Consider the following 19,468-nt stretch of genomic DNA (forward strand, 5'->3'; position numbering starts at 1 on the left):
AGCGCCAAAGGGGCTTCTTTTTTGTTTAATGCGGGTTCAGAGGTCTTTTGTGCTCATCTAGTGTAAAGCCTTCTCCTAGGACATCATGAACGTCACTGACGGACACAAATGCATGCGGGTCAACAGAAGTCACAACACTTTTTAAGTGAACCAGTTCATTTTTAGGGACGACACAATAAAGGACATTGCGTTCTTGCTTCGTATAGGAACCGACTCCTTTTAGCACGGTCACACCTCGCTCCATCTCTTCCATGATCTTCATTTGGATGATGTCATCCTTTTCCGAGATAATCATTGCACCTTTGGCAGCGTAAGCGCCTTCTTGCATAAAGTCAATGACCTTTGCGGCAACAAATACCGCGACAAGCGTATACATGGCTTCCTTATAGTTTAAGTATGTAAGTGAAATGGTGATGACAGCTGCATCAAAAATAAACATGGTTCTTCCCATTGCAATTTGATAATGTTTATTCATAAGTCTAGCAATAATATCAACGCCGCCAGTTGTTCCGCCGAATTTAAAAATGATTCCAAGACCAGTTCCAATAAAAACGCCAGCGAATAGCGCTGCTAAGGCTAAATCATGTTGAAGTGGCATATGTATTTGAAACCGTTGGAAAATACTGAGAAATACAGACAAACTAACAGTTCCGACGATTGTATATGTAAACATCGTTCTACCAAGCATCTTCCAACCGATAAAAAATATAGGGATATTTAATACAAGGTTTGATATCGAAGGGTCGATCTGAAATAGGAAATATAAAAGCAGTGTAATTCCTGTAAATCCGCCTTCAGCCAGGTTGTTTTGCATATTAAAATGAACAAGGCCGAAAGAAAAGATGGCTGAGCCAATCAAAATAAAAACGATATTTTTAAGACGAATTTCTTTTAGCAAAAGATCACTCCTTTTTTTGCTTAGATAGCGATAATATTATATGGTATGGGAAGGAAACAAGCAAACGGAGTTTTAAACATTTGTCAAATATTTATGATTTCGCTAACATGTAAGAGACGGATAGGAGGATCAGGCTAATGACGAACGAAAAAACGCTACGCAATGTACAGCAAGAAGTAGATGAATACATAGGACAATTTAAAGAAGGTTATTTTAGCCCGCTTGCAATGATGGCACGCTTAACCGAAGAACTAGGTGAGCTAGCAAGAGAAGTAAACCATTATTATGGTGAAAAGCCAAAAAAAATAACTGAAAAAGATAAAAGCATGGAAGAAGAAATAGGTGATGTGCTGTTCGTATTAACGTGCCTTGCTAATTCGCTAGATATTTCACTTGAGGAAGCGCATGATCGAGTGATGCATAAATTCAATACGAGAGACAAAGATCGCTGGACGAGAAAAGAAGGGAAGTAGAAAAGATGACAAAGCAAACCATTAAAGTTGTAATTGCTGGAGCAAGAGGAAGAATGGGTGTAGAAGCTGTGAAATTAGCAGAAGAAACACATCATTTTGAGCTCGTTGCCGCGCTTGATCATACATATGAAGGGAAATCCCTTTCCGATGTGATGCATACAACATCGAATGCTCGCATTTACACAGACATTGACGCTTGTTTCTCAGAGACAAAGCCAGATGTTCTCATTGACCTCACAACGCCAGAAATAGGCAAAGTTCATACAAAAAAAGCACTTGAGCATGGCGTGCGCCCAGTTGTAGGGACGACAGGCTTTTCTGACGAGGATTTAAAAGAGCTTCAACGTTTAACAGAAGAAAAGGAAATCGGCTGTATTATTGCTCCAAACTTTGCGGTTGGCGCAATCTTAATGATGAAATTTGCCCAAATGGCAGCGAACTACTTTCAAGATGTTGAAATCATTGAACTTCATCATGATCAAAAGCTAGATGCGCCGAGCGGAACAGGCTTAAAAACAGCTGAAATGATCTCAGAAGTGAGAGAAAGTAAAAAACAAGGGCATCCAGAAGAAAAAGAATTAATCCAAGGTGCTAGAGGTGCCGATTACGATGGTATTCGCCTGCATAGTGTGAGACTACCAGGACTTATTGCTCATCAAGAAGTTCTATTTGGAATGGATGGACAGACGTTAACGCTTCGTCATGATTCCTATAACCGCGCATCATTTATGTCAGGTGTCAAGCTTGCTGTAGAACAAGTCATGAAGATTGATCAGCTCGTGTATGGCCTTGAAAATATCATAGACTAAAAGGAGCGGGTTCCTGATGAAAATAGCATTAATTGCTCACGATAAGAAAAAAAGCGATATGATTCAGTTTGCGATTGCGTATCAAGACATTTTAGCTGAGCACACGCTTTATGCAACAGGTACAACTGGACTACGAGTGAAAGAGGCGACAGGCCTTGATATTCATCGTTTTCAATCAGGACCACTCGGAGGAGATCAACAAATAGGTGCACTGATTGCTGATAATGCAATGGATCTCGTGCTCTTTTTTAGAGACCCACTCACCGCACAGCCGCATGAGCCAGATGTGTCCGCATTAATGCGTCTGTGTGATGTTTATTCAATCCCGCTTGCCACGAATATGGGAACAGCAGAAATTTTAGTCAGAAATGTAAACAAAGGAACATTTGATTTTCGAAACATAGCAAAAAGCGGAGGAACACATGAAACCACTTGATATACTTGCTTTCGGTGCACATAGTGATGATGTTGAAATCGGTATGGGTGGCTCGATCGCAAAATATGTAAAAAAAGGGGCGCATGTTGGTATTTGCGACCTAACACAAGCTGAATTATCTTCAAATGGAACCGTTGAAACTCGAAAACAAGAAGCAGAGCAAGCAGCAGCCATCTTAGGTGTGTCGCACCGTATCCAATTAACTCTATCTGACAGAGGGCTTTTCATCACTGAAGAAGCAATAAAAGAAGTCGTTACAGTTATTCGGTCATATCAACCGAAAATGATCTTTGTCCCGTATCACCAAGATCGCCATCCAGATCATGGTCATGCCGCCTCTCTTGTTGAAGAAGCTGTTTTTTCTGCAGGAATACATAAATTTGAAGATAAAAACAAGCAGCCTGCGCATAGAGTAAGTCACATATACTATTACTTGATTAACGGAAATCATCGACCTGATTTTGTCATCGATATCTCAGATGAGATGGATCAAAAAGTAAAGAGCTTAAATGCGTATCAAAGTCAATTTCTCAAGACGGATCAATCTGTTGATACACCGCTTGTAAATGGCTATATTGATTTTGTCAAAATGAGAGAGTCTATGTATGGAAAAGAAGTACATACAACGTATGCAGAAGGATTTTTCACCAAAAAACCGCTGCTGATTGATAAAGACTTACTAAGGGGGTAAACATGAAAAAGCTGAAGATCGGAATCACTTGTTATCCAAGTGTAGGTGGATCAGGAATTATTGCCACAGAACTTGGAAAACTTTTAGCTGAAAAAGGGCATGATGTTCATTTTATTACCTCAAGCATTCCATTTAGGCTGAATAAAGTGTATCCGAATATTTATTTCCATGAAGTGGATATCAATCAATATGCGGTCTTTCAATATCCGCCATATGATCTTGCACTTGCAAGTAAACTAGCAGAAGTCGCAAAACAAGAGAAGCTTGATATTATTCATGCACATTATGCCGTTCCACATGCCGTGTGTGCCTTTTTAGCAAAACAAATGGTAAATGGGAAGGTGAAGGTGGTAACAACCCTACATGGTACCGATATTACGATTTTAGGCTATGATCCATCATTAAAGGATGTCATTCGATTTGCCATTGAATCATCAGATCGCGTGACGGCTGTATCTCATTCACTTGCAGCGCAAACGTATGATTTGATTAGCCCAAATAAAAAGATTGAAACCATTCATAACTTTCTTGATGAGCGTGTTTATATGAGAGAGAATCACGAACTTCTAAAAGAACAGTATGGAATCATACCTGAAGAAAAGGTGATCATCCACGTTTCTAATTTCCGAAAGGTGAAGCGAGTTGAAGATGTCATCCATGTCTTTAAACGTATAACAGATCATACGAAAGCAAAGCTATTGCTCATTGGGGATGGTCCTGAGAAAACGGTCGTCAGCGATCTAGTGAAAACATACGGTCTAATGGATCGTGTCCTATTCTTAGGGAAGCAGGAGAAGGTGGAAGAACTTTATTCTATTAGTGATGTAAAGTTATTACTATCTGAAAAGGAAAGCTTTGGTCTTGTGTTACTGGAAGCGATGGCTTGTGGTGTCCCTTGTATTGGCACAAATGTTGGGGGGATACCTGAAGTCATCACACATGGAGAAACAGGATTTCTAGTGGAACTTGGTGATATCGAAAGTGCGGTGCAACATGCTCTGACACTCTTAAATGATAAGACGCTGCATGAAACAATTTCTAGGCAGGCACAAGCTCGTGTCTATGGGTACTTTTCCTCAGAAAAAATTGTTAGCGAATATGAAAAACTCTATCAACAAATGGTCGAAGGTGCTGATGAAAATGAATGAACAATTCACACATGCAATTCCTATTCTGCAAACGTTGCTTCATCACGGCTATCAGGCTTATTTTGTTGGCGGTGCTGTTAGAGATTTTTTGATGGGAAGAGAAATTGGTGACATTGACATCGCAACAGATGCTACACCAGATCAAGTAGAGTCACTTTTTCACAAAACGATTGACGTAGGTAAAGAGCATGGGACGGTCATTGTACTTCATGATGGTATCAGTTATGAGGTCACGACCTTCCGAACAGAATCAGAATATGAAGATTTTAGAAGACCAAAAGAGGTTCAGTTCATCTCATCTTTAAAGGAAGATCTATTAAGACGAGATTTAACCATCAATGCCATTGCTATGGACGTAAATGGAGAAGTGATCGATCATGTTGGGGGTAGACAGGATTTAGAACGGCAGCTCATTCAAACTGTTGGTGACCCAACTACCCGGTTTCAAGAGGATGCACTCCGAATGATGCGAGCAGTTCGTTTTATGAGTCAGCTCGGTTTCGTCTTGTCTAAGGAGACAAAAGAAGCGATTGAAAAGGACAAGCACTTGCTTGGAAATATTTCGGTAGAGCGTAAAAAAGTGGAGATAGAAAAGCTTCTCAAAGGAAGACACTGCGCGAAAGCAATCCGAATCCTGATCGATACGAAGCTCTTTGAAGAGCTACCAGGACTCACACAGCGAGGCAGCCAGCTTGAGGCACTTCAATCATTTCCTTTTTATTTACTGGACAGTTTTGAAGAGGTATGGGGCGCATTGATTCATTTGCTAAAGCTAGAGCAAGAGGATGCGTTCTTTTTCTTAAAAGAGTGGAAGTTATCAACCAAGCTGATGAAAGAGGCTTTAGCGATTTGCACATACATTGATGTCACTTGGAATGCTGAATTGATGTTTGCGGCGGGAGAAAAAATATTATTATCTAGCCTCAGAATTTTGCAGTTGAAGCAAGAAAGGCGCATTTTTTTAGATGAGCTTGATAAGATGAAGCATGAATACGATGCTTTGCCAATGAAAAGTTTAAAGGATTTGGCTGTGTCAGGAAAAGACTTAATGACACTTCGGCAAAAGAAATCAGGGAAGTGGATTGCAGACGACCTTGACCAAATTACAAAAGCTGTTTTACAAAAGAAGCTTGAAAATCGAAAAGAAGCCATAGAGGAGTGGCTAACAGCATGCGATCAGCCATTAGAAAACGATTAATCGAATTATTTACAGATGCAAAAGAAGATTTTGTATCAAGCCAGCAAATTTGTGATGAGTTAGGCTGTTCAAGAACAGCAGTGTGGAAGCACATTGAGGATTTAAGAAAAGAAGGCTATGAGCTTGAAGCTGTTAGAAGGAAAGGATACAGGCTGATCAGTAAACCGGATAAAATCAGCGAAGACGAAATTCTTTTTGGACTTGAAACGGCGACGTTCGGTAGGCACATCTTTTTTCAAGAAGAAGTAGAATCAACACAGAAAATAGCGCATGAACTTGTCAGTCAAGGCACGTCCCACGGAACTCTTGTTGTCAGTGATAAACAGACGAAAGGGAAAGGGAGAATGCAAAGAGACTGGTACTCACCACACGGTACAGGCATTTGGATGAGTCTCATTGTAAAACCACATATTTCTGTTCAAAAAACACCGCAAATGACACTTTTAGCATCTGTTGCCATTACAGAAGCGATTGAACAATTGACAGGGCTCACGCCAAGCATTAAGTGGCCTAATGATATTTTAATCAATGGGAAAAAAGTGGTCGGAATCCTGACAGAACTAAGGGCTGAGGCAGACCAAGTTCACGCTGTTATCATTGGCCCTGGCATTAATGTCAATCAGGAAAAGGCTGATTTCCCGCCACACCTCCAAGACATTGCCACAAGTCTTCAAATTGAGTCAAAGAAAAAAGTCGACAGAGCGGCACTTATACAGCAAATAATGCTTATGTTTGAAAACAGATATGCCGATTATATGCAGCATGGCTTTCGGCCGATTAAACTTTTATGGGAAAGCTATACGATGACTCTTGGCAAAACGATCACAGCACGCACCATAAACGGGCATTATACAGGAAAAGCATTGGGGATAAATGATGAAGGTGTGCTTCTACTTGAAACGGAAGCTGGTATTCAGAAAATTTATTCAGCAGATATTGAGATAGAGTCAACTTAAGTGGAACACCCGGCACAATTTTGATATACTTCGTGTGGACAGTATCTTTCAAAGAACTGTACCTATGATCAAAAAACATACACACAATTTCTGCCTTGATCCTAGCACGGGACTTGGACAGAGGGATGATTCGCCAGTACATCATGATTCTAGGCTGTTGATATGGTTAATACATGTGATGTTGGCAAGCCATCTCCTCTGAGAATGAGGAGGAACATATGAAGACAAAATTAGATTTTCTTAGAATGAAAAAGGAAAATGAGCCTATTGTGATGCTAACCGCATACGACTATCCATCTGCACTTCTTGCGGAAAAAGCGGAAGTCGACATGATTTTAGTTGGTGATTCACTAGGAATGGTGGTTCTTGGGCTTGATTCAACAGTTCAAGTAACAATTGAAGACATGATCCATCACACAAAAGCGGTAAAAAGAGGTGCGAAGAATACATTTGTTGTGACTGACATGCCATTTATGTCTTATCACTATTCACTTTCAGATACGATGAAAAACGCAGCGCGTATCATGCAAGAAAGCGGTGCAGATGCATTAAAGCTCGAAGGTGGAGACGGTGTATTTGAATCAATCCAAGCAATGACAAGAGGAGGAATTCCTGTTGTTAGTCATCTTGGACTTACACCTCAATCGGTTGGTGTGCTAGGTGGCTATAAAGTGCAAGGAAAAGATCAAAAAAGCGCACAAAAACTGATTGATGACAGCATAAAATGTGAAGAAGCTGGTGCAATTGGACTTGTCCTAGAATGTGTTCCTGCAGAGATTACAAAACGAATTGCAGAATTATTGAGTATTCCTGTGATTGGTATTGGTGCAGGTAACGAAGCTGATGGACAAGTGCTCGTGTATCATGATGTTGTAGGATACGGTGTTTTGAGAACACCAAAGTTCGTCAAACAATATGCACAAATTGATGTAGCGCTTGAAGATGCGCTCGTTCATTATACAAAAGATGTAAAATCCCGTAAGTTCCCTGAAGAATCTCATACTTTTCATGTGAAAGAAGACGTACTTGAAGGACTATATGGGGGAACGAGAAAATGAGAACAGTGACGAACATTCGCGAGCTGAGGACGTTCATCAAAACAACTCAGCAAAAGAAGCATACTATTGGCTTCGTCCCGACAATGGGTTTTCTTCATGAGGGCCATTTAACGTTAGTAAAAGAGGCAAGAAAACAAAATGATCTTGTTGTCATGAGTATTTTTGTCAACCCATTGCAATTTGGTCCAAATGAAGATTTTGATTCCTATCCAAGAGACATTGAACGTGACAAGCGTTTAGCAGAGCAAGCGGGTGTCGATATTTTATTTACACCTGATGTAAAAGAAATGTACAAGCAAGAACCATCAGTCACTGTGAAAGTGCAAAAGAGAACAAATGTCTTATGTGCGAGAAAGCGTCTTGGACATTTTGACGGTGTTGCAACTGTATTGACAAAACTGTTTCATCTTGTTATGCCGACGAACGTATACTTTGGTTTAAAGGATGCACAGCAAGTTGCGGTAATTGATGCTATGATTGAAGATTTCTTTTTTGATATCAACCTTGTTGCCGTGCCAACAGTGCGAGAAACAGACGGTTTGGCGAAAAGCTCAAGAAATGTGTATCTGAGTGATTCGGAAAGGCAGGAAGCGAGTGTCCTTTATCATGCGCTGAAAAAAGGACAAAGCGCCGTGAGAAATGGTGATTTTGATCCCAGCAACATTCATAAGATCATTGAAGAGGAACTTTTACAAACAAGTGGTGAGATTGATTACATTGAGATATATTCGTATCCAACATTAGAAGTATTAGACACATTGGCTGGAAAAGTTATTTTAGCTGTTGCGGTGAAATTCTCAAAGGCAAGACTCATTGACAATGTGATCTTCGATGTACATGAAAGTGGTGAAAAACATGTATAGAACATTCATGACAGGAAAACTTCATAAGGCTACAGTCACAGAAGCCAATCTCCATTATGTCGGGAGTGTGACCATTGATCAAGACTTACTTGACGCAAGTGGCATGATGGCGAATGAGAAAGTTCAAATCGTCAATAATCATAATGGGGCGAGACTTGAAACTTATATCATTCCTGGTGATAGAGGCAGTGGTGTCATTTGTTTAAATGGTGCCGCAGCTAGGCTTGTACAGCCTGGCGATGAAGTAATTATTATTTCCTATGCGCTGTTATCTGAAGAAGAAGCAAAAACACACACACCAAAGGTTGTTATTTTAAACAAGCAGAATCAAATCGAACAGTTAATCGGGCAAGAACCGGCTAGAACCATCTTATAAGGCTCGATTAAACAAGTGGAACAGCTTCAACCTATAGGAGCTGTTCTGTGTTTCATCATCATCAAATGAAAAGATGCATGAATCGAAGCTTGTTACACTTTGGATTGAACGTATGAATTGAGGTGTCCGTTTTATGACCGATCAAAAGTTTGTTGTAGTTGATATTGAAACCACCGGAAATTCACCTAAAAAAGGTGATAAGATAATCCAAATAGCAGCGGTTGTCATAAAAAATGGACAAATTGTTGAACGGTTTTCAAAGTATCTAAATCCAGGTAAAGCGATCCCTGGTTTTATTGAACAACTTACAGGGATCAAACAACACATGGTAGACGATGCTGTTTTTTTCGAAGACATCGCTCAAGAGGTGTCTGATTTATTAAAGGATGCATATTTTGTTGCACATAATGTTCATTTTGACCTAGGCTTTTTAAATGGTGAACTACAGGCTTGTGGGATGAATGAGCTGAGTGTTCATGTGATTGATACAGTGGAGATTTCTAGAATTCTCTACCCAGAATTTGAAGGCTACAAGCTAACAGAATTAAGTGAAGAGCTCATGCTTCCACATGACCATCCGCATAGGGCGGATAGTGATGCGGAAGTGACTGCCATGCTGTTTTTGAAGTTGATGGAAAAATTACAGCAAGCACCTCCTCCAGTATTAAAGCAGCTTCGCAGATTATCGCAATCTTTCATTAGTGATATTGGACTTCTTCTGGAAAGAATGATTGCTGACCATCAATATGAGCATCATTATGTCGAAATTGCTTCTTTTGCGATTCAAGATGTGACAAAATCATCTAGCCATTCGACTGATCAAATACGAGTTGATTTTGATCAGTTGTTTTTAGAGGCGAAAAAGCAGTTGTCTCAATCATTAACAGGCTATGAAGTAAGAGCTGGTCAATTAACGATGATGGATAAGGTAAGAGTAGCCTTTAACGAGCGGCAATATGCGCTCATTGAAGCTGCACCAGGAATCGGAAAAACACTTGCCTATCTTATTCCGGCTGTCCTAGAGGCAAAGGAATCGGGGCAACCAGTCATTATTAGTACATACTCGATAGTACTGCAACAACAAATGTTAAATCGGGATGTTCCAATTTTAAATCGCTTGTTCCCTTTTGATATTAATGCTTGCATTCTTAAAGGAAGAGCCCATTATATTTGTATAGATAAGTTTGAGCATGTCTTACATGAGGAAGATGATAATTACGACGTTGTCTTAACAAAGGCTCAAATCTTAATGTGGCTCATGACGACAAAAACGGGTGATTTGTCTGAAATTAATTTACCATCAGGTGCTGCTTATATAAAAGATCGCATTTCTTGCGGGCACATGCCATTTACAGCGAAAAAGAGACGTTTTCGAGAATATTGCTTTTATGAACGCGCAAAAGAGAAGGCGAAAACAGCCGACTTGATTATAACGAACCACCGTTTGCTTTTATCTCAGACAGAAGCGTCGTCCGTCCTAAAAGGTGCTGACGTCTATGTAATTGATGAAGCACATCACTTTGAGAAAACAGCGAATGAAACACTTGGCATGAGCGCCTCATATATTCAGCTACATGCCAAACTCACGCAGCTTGGCAGTCTTCATCAAGGTGGACTGTTAAAAAAGATGAAAAAGAGATTTCACTCCTTTGGTCTAAAGACAGATACCTTCGTAGAACTTGATGAAAAATTGATGGACGTGCAAACGGAAAGTGACGCGTTTTTTAGTGCCATCCATTCTTTTGTAAAAAAGACAAAACCGAAAGCAGACATTAACCGTCTTATTTTCAGGGTAAAACACGATTCAGGGAAGCACCAATGGAAGCGCATCAATGAAACAGCCAACAAATTGTGCTCATTACTCATTTCTTGTGAAAAGCTGTACGAACAACAAAAAGAAGAACTCATGCAGTGTGAAGAAAAATTAGCTGGCAATGTCGCTTTTGAGGCGGAGGAATATGATCAAGTAATGGCATTTATTCAATCGTTTTGCAATACGCTTTATCGATTCATGTTTGAACCTCAAAACGGGGAGACAGTATGGATTGAAATCGATGCAAAAGGCGCTAAAAATGCAGTGTTTATGCATGCACAGCCAATTGATACAGGAGAGTTATTAGCCGATCGCTTCTTTATGAATAAAAAGAGTGTTGTGTTAACGTCAGGAACTTTGACAGTCAATGAGCGCTTTGATTATTCCATGGAACGACTTGGACTTCATGACTTTTATCCATTACTTGTGAAACTGGAATCTCCCTTCGCATTTGAAAAACAGTTATCCGTCATGATCCCTACTGACATGCCACATATTCAAGATCGTGATGAACTTGAATATGCTAAGCATGCTGCCAATTATATTCAAATTATGGAACAGCAAAAGGATGCAAAAATTCTTGTGCTTTTTAACTCTCATGAAATGTTAAAAACCGTTTATGAAGAGCTTAAGGCACAGGGCTCACATTCAACTTTGCTTGCGCAAGGCGTAACTGGCGGCAGTCCAGTAAAGCTTATGAAAACCTTTAAAACGGCAAAACAGGCGATTTTACTGGGAACCGGTAGTTTTTGGGAAGGTGTTGACTTCCCTGGTTCAGAACTAACGACTGTGATTATGGCAAGGTTGCCTTTTAGACCGCCTGATTCCCCACTCGTCGAGGCAAAATGTGAAGCGGTTAAAAAACAAGGGAAGAATCCTTTTAAAGCAGTTGCCTTACCTGAGGCAGTGCTCACTTTTAAACAAGGAGCTGGCAGACTGCTTCGTTCAGAAAGAGATATTGGTACGCTCCTCATTCTAGACCGGAGAGTAAAGACGGCTTCTTATGGGAAATTGTTTTTAGAAGCCCTTCCAGGTGCACCTGTACATGAGACATCTAAAGAAGCATTAAAAGCATATATAGAAGCGTTAAATAGCAAAAAGCCGCTTACATAAGCGGCCTTTAGCTAGTGTGGGTTCGGAGTCATTTATCTAAACGGCCTTTTTTAAAATCCGTTGTAAAAATAGTATCGGTTCACATGCGCAAAAGTATGACTAACAATATTTACGTACCGAGGAGGAAAAGAAAGTGGAAAGTAAAATAGAGGTACTTTCAACTGTTCAAATCAAGCATTCAGAAGACTTGTATAAAATTGTCGATGTATTAAACCGTACGCTGAAACGTGAGGATTTAATGTTTGGGCTCGCTCTTGATCAAGAGGATCAAAATCAAGCGATTTTTACGATTTATCGCACTTAGGAGAAGCTTAACATGAAAAAAATTGTGATGATTTCTACATCCATAATCGCTGTCATTTTACTCATAGCGATTGTTATTTTTACATTGATTTATCAATCTGCGATGGGACAGAAAGAAAAGGGGCATGATGCTGCTATTGAGCGTGCAAAAGAGAAAACAACGCTTGTTGAAGTGGATCATGTCGAAACATTTGTTGGCAAAGAAAAGCAATATATTGTTGAAGGATTAAACAATAAAAAGGAAATCACCTATGTATGGGTTCCAGCAAGTAAAAAAGAACAGGTTTTATCAAAAACTGCAAAAGAGGGCATCACTGCCAATGAAGCAGTGCAAGCTGTACAAAAAGAGAACAGTATCACAAAGCTAAAAGATGTTCGTTTAGCGCGAGAAGGTGATGTTCTTCTTTGGGAAGTCACTTACTTAAATGAAGATAATCAGTATAGCTTCAGTTATGTCGATTTTACGACAGGAAAAGTAGAGAAAAATTTAACACCGTAGTTGTCCTGTCTTACATTGACCACGCTGAATTGGAACGGTTATAATAAAATGTATGATAAAAGAAACACACCTTTTAGATAAAGGTGGATTTCTTTCTGGCTTTGGAGGGAAATATGTTGAAAACAACGATTAATCAAGTGTACAAGCACGTCGATGAAGAAGTAACAATCGGCGCATGGATTGCCAATAAACGATCTAGTGGTAAAATTGCTTTCTTACAACTACGCGACGGCTCAGGTTTTATTCAAGGTGTTGTTGTAAAAGCAGAGGTAGATGAAGATGTATTTAAGCTTGCAAAATCAGTTACACAAGAAACATCCGTATATGTAACTGGCTTGGTCAGCAGGGATGATCGTTCTCCGCTTGGCTATGAATTACAAGTGAAATCCATTGAAGTTATTCATGAAGCGACAGATTATCCAATTACACCAAAAGAACATGGTACAGAATTCTTAATGGATCACCGCCATTTATGGTTGCGTTCTCGAAAACAGCATGCCATCATGAAAATTCGTAACGAAATTATCCGTGCTACATATGAATTTTTCCATAAAGAAGGCTTTGTCAAAGTGGATCCACCAATTTTAACTGGTAGTGCACCAGAAGGAACAACAGAACTCTTTGCAACAAAGTACTTCGATGAAGATGCATATCTTTCACAAAGTGGACAGCTATATATGGAAGCTGCAGCGATGGCGCTAGGAAAGGTTTTCTCATTCGGTCCAACCTTTAGAGCTGAAAAATCTAAAACAAAACGTCATTTGATCGAGTTTTGGATGATTGAGCCTGAAATGGCATTTGTTGAATTTGAAGAAAATCTTGAATACCAAGAAAATTATGTTTCTCATGTTGTTCAAAGTGTCCTTGAAAACTGCAAAATTGAGCTTCAAACACTTGGACGTGATACAGAAAAATTAGAGAAAATCAAAGGCCCATTCCCGCGTATTACGTACGATGAAGCCATTACTTTCTTGAAAGAAAAAGGCTTTGATGATATTGAGTGGGGAGATGATTTTGGCGCGCCGCATGAAACAGCAATTGCGGAAAGCTATGATATGCCAGTCTTTATCACGCGCTATCCGACATCTCTTAAGCCGTTTTACATGCAACCTGCACCAGATCGTGATGATGTCGTTCTTTGTGCAGATTTAATTGCACCAGAAGGCTATGGTGAAATTATTGGCGGCTCAGAGCGTGTTCATGACTTAGCGTTGCTTGAAAGCAGACTAAAAGAGCACGGACTTGATGAAGAAACTTACAAGTGGTATACAGAATTAAGACAATATGGCTCTGTTCCTCATTCGGGCTTTGGTCTCGGACTTGAGCGCACAGTTGCTTGGATTAGTGGAGCGCCTCACGTGCGTGAAACCATTCCGTTCCCAAGACTATTAAATCGTCTATATCCTTAAAAACAACGAAAGCCTCCAATATGTGGAGGCTTTTTCAAACGTCTTTTAGAGGGCACGTGAATTGAAACGTGATATACTAATGTGAAGAGGTGTATCCGATGAATAGGCAACAATTTATTGATTTGCAGCAAATGGGTGACACAAGTTTGCCTAATTTGCTCATTGCTCATTATGAGCAGCTTGGACTAAATGAAACGCATTTGATTGTCTTACTTAAAATTAAGATGAATGAAGAACAAGGAATTTTCTTCCAAACATTTGAAGAGCTTTCAAATGGTATGACGATTACTGCACAAGAATGTGCGTATATTGTACAAACTTTAATCCAAAAAGGGTTTATTTCCATTCAGCCTTTTGAAGATCGGGCTGGCATACAACATGACAAGTACTCAATTAAACCGCTTTGGGGCATTATATATGATTTTTTAGAAACACAACAAGCAAAGGCGAAACAACAAAACAATCAACAAGCTGAAAAATCATTATATGCCTTATTTGAAGAGGAATTTGGAAGACCGCTCTCACCATTAGAGGGGGAAACTCTCTCCATTTGGATGGATCAAGATCATCATGATGCGGCGATGATTCGATTAGCACTAAGAGAGGCAGTGCTATCAGGAAAATTGAGCTTCCGCTACATAGACCGCATTTTATTTGAATGGAAGAAAAAAGGGCTGAAATCAGCGGAGGAAGCAAGAGAGCACAGTCAACACTTCCGATCGCAATCGCAATCAAAAGGAACAAAGCAGGATCAAACGACGTATAAAAGACAAGTTCCTTTTTACAATTGGCTGGAACAATAAAATAAAAAGGTGAAGGCATGTTATCAAAAAAACAAATAAACGATTGTTTGCAAACGATAGGGGAGATGTTTCCTGAAGCGGAGTGCGAGCTCGTTCATTCCAATCCATTTGAGCTTGTAGTGGCTGTGGCACTTTCCGCTCAATGTACAGATGTCCTAGTCAACAAAGTGACAAAGACACTTTTCCAAAAATATCAGTCACCTGAGGATTATTTAAGTGTACCACTTGAAGAACTGCAGCAGGATATTCGTTCTATTGGGTTATATCGCAACAAAGCTAAAAACATTCAGAAGCTGTGTAAAATGCTGATCGAAGAGTATGGCGGAGAGGTGCCAAAAGATCGCGATGAGCTTGTGAAATTTCCAGGTGTCGGTCGTAAAACAGCGAATGTCGTTGTTTCTGTTGCATTTGGTGTTCCTGCCATTGCAGTTGATACCCATGTAGAACGAGTGAGCAAAAGACTTGGAATATGTCGTTGGAAGGATTCAGTACTTGAAGTAGAGCAAACCTTAATGAAGAAAGTACCTAAAGAAGAGTGGTCTGTCACACATCATCGGCTCATCTTTTTTGGAAGGTATCATTGTAAAGCGCAAAGACCTAAATGTGAGACTTGTCCACTGCTTGACATGTGTAGAGAAGGACAAAAAAGACTCAAAAAAGGGCTGGTGAAGCTAGCATGAGTGGACCAGTTTTGCTTTCCTCATACGAACAAATGCTTAAAGGAAAAGAAGCCACGAAATCAAACTTAGCTTTTAATCAACTACGTGACAACCCATTATATTTTGATTTCAATCAAGACATGACGAATCAAGAACGTCCATGGGAACAGATAGAGATATTCGTTCCTATGCTTTTTGACATGTGGAATGAAACAAAAGAAAAGATGCTACCATATTTTCAAACGAGGAAGTCTCGCTGTGAGCAGGAAGATATGATGAAGGGGATCGTCTGTATACTCGCTGCATTTCATTGGATAAAGGGTACACCGGTTGTAACCCTTGAGTGGGAGAAAGTAAAACAGGTATCCTTTCCTGTTGCACCAATTAATTGGACAGAACGATTAGAATTTATTTTGTTGAAACCAACACAATATCATTGCTTTATTCAATTAGATGAACTGTTCACAGAACTAAAAAAGCAGTATGGAAAACACATCGCCATGAAAAAATTAAAGCAAAACCGTTAAAAAGCACTTGCCGCTTGGCAAGTGCTTTTTGTTTATTCGTTTTCTTTTCGTATAGTTGAGCCAGACGGAGCGGTTGAGTTTTGAGAATTGGTTTTCGAATCGGTTTTTTTCGAATCTTTATTTTTGTTCGTGCTGTTGCTTTCATTTTGCGAGTTGCTGTTTCCACTTGAATTATCCGTGTTACCATTTGAATTACTGCTATCATTACCAGAATCGTTACCATTATTCTGATTGCCATTCTGATTTTGTTTATTGTCATTGTCTGTTTGGCCATCATCAGTGTTTTGATTCTCATCTTTATCTGTCTCATCTGTTTGCTCATCATCAGGTTGTTGCGTTTCCTCTTCTTTCGTTTCGTCGTCTACCTGTTCTTCTTCTTCCTCCTCATCCTTAATGGTCAGGAAGGTAGAGGCAGCCTTACTTGTGACATCATCCACAGTGGCTGTTACTTGGAACTTATAAGTAGATCCTGGTTTTACATCAGAAATAACGGCTTCGGTGGCAGAGCTATTTTGAATCTCTTTGTATCCGCCATTATCAATGGCTTGCTTCACATTGAAGGATGCATCATCTTCAGCATAGCTCCAAGTGAGTGTAATCGATTTTTTCTCTTCATCGTATACTGCTTTTAGATCAGAAGGTTTATCAGCTTCTTTTTTCTCATAAGTGTCAGATACCTTTGTTGGAACAGTACCTTTGACAAAATACTCAGTTGTTTTCTTATCACTAGGTGTATTAGGGCCAGCGAGTTTTGCTGGGTCCGATCCTTTTTCAATCGTCGCCATCACGACACTGTCTGGTTTTTCAAAAGAGCCACTGCCATCATCAATTTGTGAGATTAAGCGTTGGAAGACAAGTTTTGCGACTCTTTGTTCTTCAGTCGTTAGCCACACTTTGCCGTTTGTATCATCAGAGTTGCCCATTCCAGTCCACACTGCGGCTGTATACTGTGGTGTATAGCCGACAAACCATGAATCTTTTGCAGCGCCTGATGGAATGTTCTTCTGATTGATGACGTCTTGAGGGAAGTTGGTTGTTCCCGTTTTCCCAGCGACCTGTACATTTGAAACCTGTGCAAGCTGACCAGTACCAGACTGAACAGCTGTTTTTAGCATGTCAGTGATCATAAATGCTGTGTAATCACTCATCGCTGGTTTAGAGTCAGGTGTAAGATCAAGCTTCGTTCCATCATTGAATTCAACTGATGTCACAGCATGAGGCTCATTGTAATAGCCATTATTACCAAATGCACTGAATGCACCTGCCATTTTCAAAGAGGATACACCATCATCAAATCCTCCAATAGAATACGATTCAGGAATATCTGCTGGAAGGTCCATTCCTAAGTTGTTTGCAAACTGAACAGCATGATCTGTTCCGGCTTCTTGGAACGCTTTTAAAGCAGGGATGTTGCGTGATTGTGATAGTGCGCTTCTCATAGACATTTTCCCTAAATGTCTACGGTCAAAGTTGTTAATAGGTGTACCATCTGAGTACGTATATGGTGCATCGTTAATTTGCTGATAAGTAGACCACTTTTTATTTTCGATCACTGGACCGTAGTCTAAAATAGGTTTAATCGTCGAACCAGGTTGACGTTTTGCGTCAATCGCATAGTTAAATCCACCGACCGGAACATCACGTCCACCACCAATTGCACGAATTTCTCCGGTTTTCGTATCGAGCAAGGACACACCGGATTGCATGCCTTTTGTGAAACCAACAGAATCACCATTCATCACACTATCTAATTGATCCTGGGCATCCGTATCAAGCGTTGTGTAGATTTTTAGTCCATCTGTTGAAACATCCACTTTTGCTTTTTTCTGCACTTCTTCCATTACTTCTTCAATGAAAGGTGAGTATTTACTTGAGTTTTGATTGTTGTATTTATCAGCAGATACTACAGTTTTGCTAACGGGCGTTGCTTTTGCTTCCTCATACTCTTTATCTGTAATATAGCCTTGTTTTTTCATTAAACTTAAAACAATGTTGCGTCGTTTTTCCGCTGTTTCTGGATGCTTGACAGGGTTATAAGCTGAAGGGCTCTGCGGCATACCAGCAAGCATTGCAGCCTGTGCAATGGAAAGTTTATTTAAATCCGTGACACCGAAAAATTGTTCAGCCGCTTTTCCAACCCCGTATGCTTGGGGCGAGAAGAAGATACGGTTTAAATACATTTCTAAAATTTCATCTTTAGAGTATTTTTGTTCTAGCTGCAAGGAAAGCCACACTTCTTGAACTTTTCGTTTTAACGTTTTATGGTCATTTAACAGTGTGTTTTTGACAACTTGCTGTGTAATGGTACTACCACCTTCAGCACCGAATCCATCTTCTACGTTCGCTACAAGTGCGCCCCCAATTCGAATCGGGTCAATCCCATGGTGCTTATAAAAACGAGCATCTTCTGTGGCGATAAACGCTTCTTTAACGACATCAGGAATGTCTTTAATTGAGACATATGTTCTTTTTTCTGCACCTAATTCAGCGAAGACTTTTTTGTTTTTGTCATAGATTTTCGAAGAATATGGTGTCTTTAACTTGCTATCATCAAGAGAGGGTGCACTTGATGCAAAAATGGCAAAAGTAGTGATTCCAGCTACTAAACAAAGAAGCCCGATCACAAGTAAGGATAAGAATATTTTTTTGAAAAGACCTGCTTTCTTTTTGCCCTTTTTTGTTTTTCGATTTTTTGTATTTCCTTGAGCCGCTTTTCGTCGTTCTTCACGACTTTTAAATTGATCAGACATCACATCTCAACCTTTCGTGTTAAACCTTTTTCGAACGCTTCCTCCTATTTGTTATCATCCGAAAAATGAAGTGTTTCCACTACTTTAATATAATCAATTCTCGGGGAATATCCAAGTGTCATGAGGTGACCAGCTTCTTTTAGCTCCTCTTTGCTGATGGATTTTCGCCCGTTTTGATTTTTTCGCTCCCAAAAGACAAAAAGATCGGAAGCTGATAAATAATAAATAAAGCCAAACGCGGATATAATAACAAAACAAATGCCGCCTTGTCCTACGACTTGCTTCATATGATCGATTTGGTGATCGTGGAAATTTTTCAGTGGGAAAGAAGTCGCACTTTTCGTTTCCTTTGCTTCAAAGTCAATGTAGCGGCCTTTATAAACCCCATTATAATCGGTTGTTGAGGACTGTTTAAAATAAGCCTCTTTAATTACTGCTGCACTTCGCTTTGGATAATCCACATTCACGATTTGTACAGGGGTCGGCTTTTTATGAATGACGGCTATGCCATTTGCCAGATAGTACTGGTTGGTTTCATTTAAGTCATCCTCAAGTGTCATCCCGCGATTACTATAAGAGGATTCGCCGATTGTCCTTTTTTTTGTCCCCATTACTTGTTTTGGCTGATACGATTTTCCGTTTGGATACCGAATCATCAAGTTTCAGCCTCCTTTAAATGCATTTGA

20 protein-coding genes are annotated in these 19,468 nt (G+C 39.8%); 17 read left to right on the top strand and 3 right to left on the bottom strand.

The annotated features are described in order from the left end of the window. Positions 1-25 precede the first annotated feature (25 nt). A complete protein-coding gene (locus ACQKEZ_RS04200) occupies positions 26-898 on the bottom strand; it encodes a YitT family protein (RefSeq protein WP_427299030.1) in 873 nt (290 codons plus the stop codon). Positions 899-1,035: 137 nt separating this feature from the next. On the opposite strand from ACQKEZ_RS04200, the gene ACQKEZ_RS04205 reads away from it, so the two are divergent. From ACQKEZ_RS04205 to ACQKEZ_RS04285, 17 genes are all read left to right on the top strand, one after another. Beyond that, the gene (locus ACQKEZ_RS04205; protein ID WP_427299031.1) at positions 1,036-1,371 is read left to right on the top strand and encodes a nucleotide pyrophosphohydrolase; all 336 of its coding nucleotides are present in this window, start codon (positions 1,036-1,038) and stop codon (positions 1,369-1,371) included. 5 nt (positions 1,372-1,376) lie between these two features. Next, positions 1,377-2,180 carry a 4-hydroxy-tetrahydrodipicolinate reductase gene (dapB, locus tag ACQKEZ_RS04210; RefSeq protein WP_427299032.1) on the top strand — a complete coding sequence of 268 codons (804 nt, stop codon included), beginning with the start codon at positions 1,377-1,379 and terminating at the stop codon, positions 2,178-2,180. A 16-nt stretch (positions 2,181-2,196) separates the two neighbouring features. After that, on the top strand, positions 2,197-2,616 hold the full coding sequence (gene mgsA, locus ACQKEZ_RS04215; RefSeq protein ID WP_427299033.1) for a methylglyoxal synthase: 420 nt from the start codon (positions 2,197-2,199) through the stop codon (positions 2,614-2,616). Next, a complete protein-coding gene (bshB1, locus tag ACQKEZ_RS04220; RefSeq protein ID WP_427299034.1) occupies positions 2,603-3,307 on the top strand; it encodes a bacillithiol biosynthesis deacetylase BshB1 in 705 nt (234 codons plus the stop codon). The genes mgsA and bshB1 overlap by 14 nt, the downstream gene beginning before the upstream one ends. 2 nt (positions 3,308-3,309) lie before the next feature. Continuing rightward, positions 3,310-4,455: an N-acetyl-alpha-D-glucosaminyl L-malate synthase BshA gene (gene bshA, locus ACQKEZ_RS04225; protein ID WP_427299035.1), complete on the top strand. Its 1,146-nt coding sequence runs from the start codon at positions 3,310-3,312 to the stop codon at positions 4,453-4,455. Then, positions 4,448-5,653 carry a CCA tRNA nucleotidyltransferase gene (locus ACQKEZ_RS04230; protein WP_427299036.1) on the top strand — a complete coding sequence of 402 codons (1,206 nt, stop codon included), beginning with the start codon at positions 4,448-4,450 and terminating at the stop codon, positions 5,651-5,653. Before bshA ends, ACQKEZ_RS04230 begins: the two co-directional genes overlap by 8 nt. After that, a complete protein-coding gene (locus ACQKEZ_RS04235) occupies positions 5,626-6,609 on the top strand; it encodes a biotin--[acetyl-CoA-carboxylase] ligase (RefSeq protein WP_427299037.1) in 984 nt (327 codons plus the stop codon). Before ACQKEZ_RS04230 ends, ACQKEZ_RS04235 begins: the two co-directional genes overlap by 28 nt. A 218-nt stretch (positions 6,610-6,827) precedes the next feature. Further along, complete coding sequence (panB, locus tag ACQKEZ_RS04240; protein WP_427299038.1) at positions 6,828-7,667, top strand: 3-methyl-2-oxobutanoate hydroxymethyltransferase; 840 nt, start codon at positions 6,828-6,830, stop codon at positions 7,665-7,667. Continuing rightward, positions 7,664-8,530, top strand: a complete 867-nt coding sequence (gene panC, locus ACQKEZ_RS04245; RefSeq protein WP_427299039.1) for a pantoate--beta-alanine ligase — start codon at positions 7,664-7,666, stop codon at positions 8,528-8,530. Before panB ends, panC begins: the two co-directional genes overlap by 4 nt. Further along, positions 8,523-8,906 carry an aspartate 1-decarboxylase gene (gene panD, locus ACQKEZ_RS04250; protein ID WP_427299040.1) on the top strand — a complete coding sequence of 128 codons (384 nt, stop codon included), beginning with the start codon at positions 8,523-8,525 and terminating at the stop codon, positions 8,904-8,906. Before panC ends, panD begins: the two co-directional genes overlap by 8 nt. 133 nt (positions 8,907-9,039) lie before the next feature. Beyond that, a complete protein-coding gene (gene dinG / locus ACQKEZ_RS04255) occupies positions 9,040-11,832 on the top strand; it encodes an ATP-dependent DNA helicase DinG (protein ID WP_427299041.1) in 2,793 nt (930 codons plus the stop codon). Between the two features lie 133 nt (positions 11,833-11,965). Further along, positions 11,966-12,136, top strand: a complete 171-nt coding sequence (locus ACQKEZ_RS04260; protein ID WP_077233669.1) for a YpmA family protein — start codon at positions 11,966-11,968, stop codon at positions 12,134-12,136. Between the two features lie 12 nt (positions 12,137-12,148). Further along, positions 12,149-12,634 (top strand): cell wall elongation/penicillin-binding protein regulator TseB, encoded by a 486-nt coding sequence (gene tseB / locus ACQKEZ_RS04265; protein WP_427299042.1) that lies wholly within the window; start codon positions 12,149-12,151, stop codon positions 12,632-12,634. 116 nt (positions 12,635-12,750) lie between these two features. After that, positions 12,751-14,043 (top strand): asparagine--tRNA ligase, encoded by a 1,293-nt coding sequence (asnS, locus tag ACQKEZ_RS04270; RefSeq protein WP_427299328.1) that lies wholly within the window; start codon positions 12,751-12,753, stop codon positions 14,041-14,043. Positions 14,044-14,141: 98 nt separating this feature from the next. Then, on the top strand, positions 14,142-14,846 hold the full coding sequence (locus ACQKEZ_RS04275; RefSeq protein ID WP_427299043.1) for a DnaD domain-containing protein: 705 nt from the start codon (positions 14,142-14,144) through the stop codon (positions 14,844-14,846). A gap of 17 nt (positions 14,847-14,863) precedes the next feature. Beyond that, the gene (nth, locus tag ACQKEZ_RS04280; RefSeq protein ID WP_427299044.1) at positions 14,864-15,526 is read left to right on the top strand and encodes an endonuclease III; all 663 of its coding nucleotides are present in this window, start codon (positions 14,864-14,866) and stop codon (positions 15,524-15,526) included. Then, on the top strand, positions 15,523-16,032 hold the full coding sequence (locus ACQKEZ_RS04285) for a YpoC family protein (RefSeq protein WP_427299045.1): 510 nt from the start codon (positions 15,523-15,525) through the stop codon (positions 16,030-16,032). The genes nth and ACQKEZ_RS04285 overlap by 4 nt, the downstream gene beginning before the upstream one ends. A 32-nt stretch (positions 16,033-16,064) precedes the next feature. On the opposite strand, the gene ACQKEZ_RS04290 is transcribed toward ACQKEZ_RS04285, so the two are convergent. Continuing rightward, positions 16,065-18,782, bottom strand: a complete 2,718-nt coding sequence (locus ACQKEZ_RS04290; protein WP_427299046.1) for a PBP1A family penicillin-binding protein — start codon at positions 18,780-18,782, stop codon at positions 16,065-16,067. Between the two features lie 44 nt (positions 18,783-18,826). Next, complete coding sequence (recU, locus tag ACQKEZ_RS04295; RefSeq protein ID WP_427299329.1) at positions 18,827-19,438, bottom strand: Holliday junction resolvase RecU; 612 nt, start codon at positions 19,436-19,438, stop codon at positions 18,827-18,829. Positions 19,439-19,468 lie beyond the last annotated feature (30 nt).

The sequence above is a fragment of the Bacillus sp. NPDC077027 genome, assembly GCF_050269555.1.
In the GTDB taxonomy this organism is placed as follows: Bacteria; Bacillota; Bacilli; order Bacillales; family Bacillaceae; genus Bacillus.

What these genes read in the sequence shown, in the direction of transcription:
- tseB (WP_427299042.1), top strand. Translation starts at nt 12,149, where the DNA reads ATGAAAAAAATTGTGATGATTTCTACATCCATAATCGCTGTCATTTTA.
- recU (WP_427299329.1), bottom strand. Translation starts at nt 19,438, where the DNA reads ATGATTCGGTATCCAAACGGAAAATCGTATCAGCCAAAACAAGTAATG.
- bshB1 (WP_427299034.1), top strand. Translation starts at nt 2,603, where the DNA reads ATGAAACCACTTGATATACTTGCTTTCGGTGCACATAGTGATGATGTT.
- ACQKEZ_RS04205 (WP_427299031.1), top strand. Translation starts at nt 1,036, where the DNA reads ATGACGAACGAAAAAACGCTACGCAATGTACAGCAAGAAGTAGATGAA.
- panC (WP_427299039.1), top strand. Translation starts at nt 7,664, where the DNA reads ATGAGAACAGTGACGAACATTCGCGAGCTGAGGACGTTCATCAAAACA.
- panD (WP_427299040.1), top strand. Translation starts at nt 8,523, where the DNA reads ATGTATAGAACATTCATGACAGGAAAACTTCATAAGGCTACAGTCACA.
- ACQKEZ_RS04290 (WP_427299046.1), bottom strand. Translation starts at nt 18,782, where the DNA reads ATGTCTGATCAATTTAAAAGTCGTGAAGAACGACGAAAAGCGGCTCAA.
- mgsA (WP_427299033.1), top strand. Translation starts at nt 2,197, where the DNA reads ATGAAAATAGCATTAATTGCTCACGATAAGAAAAAAAGCGATATGATT.
- dinG (WP_427299041.1), top strand. Translation starts at nt 9,040, where the DNA reads ATGACCGATCAAAAGTTTGTTGTAGTTGATATTGAAACCACCGGAAAT.
- ACQKEZ_RS04230 (WP_427299036.1), top strand. Translation starts at nt 4,448, where the DNA reads ATGAATGAACAATTCACACATGCAATTCCTATTCTGCAAACGTTGCTT.
- ACQKEZ_RS04285 (WP_427299045.1), top strand. Translation starts at nt 15,523, where the DNA reads ATGAGTGGACCAGTTTTGCTTTCCTCATACGAACAAATGCTTAAAGGA.
- dapB (WP_427299032.1), top strand. Translation starts at nt 1,377, where the DNA reads ATGACAAAGCAAACCATTAAAGTTGTAATTGCTGGAGCAAGAGGAAGA.
- bshA (WP_427299035.1), top strand. Translation starts at nt 3,310, where the DNA reads ATGAAAAAGCTGAAGATCGGAATCACTTGTTATCCAAGTGTAGGTGGA.
- ACQKEZ_RS04235 (WP_427299037.1), top strand. Translation starts at nt 5,626, where the DNA reads ATGCGATCAGCCATTAGAAAACGATTAATCGAATTATTTACAGATGCA.
- nth (WP_427299044.1), top strand. Translation starts at nt 14,864, where the DNA reads ATGTTATCAAAAAAACAAATAAACGATTGTTTGCAAACGATAGGGGAG.
- ACQKEZ_RS04275 (WP_427299043.1), top strand. Translation starts at nt 14,142, where the DNA reads ATGAATAGGCAACAATTTATTGATTTGCAGCAAATGGGTGACACAAGT.
- panB (WP_427299038.1), top strand. Translation starts at nt 6,828, where the DNA reads ATGAAGACAAAATTAGATTTTCTTAGAATGAAAAAGGAAAATGAGCCT.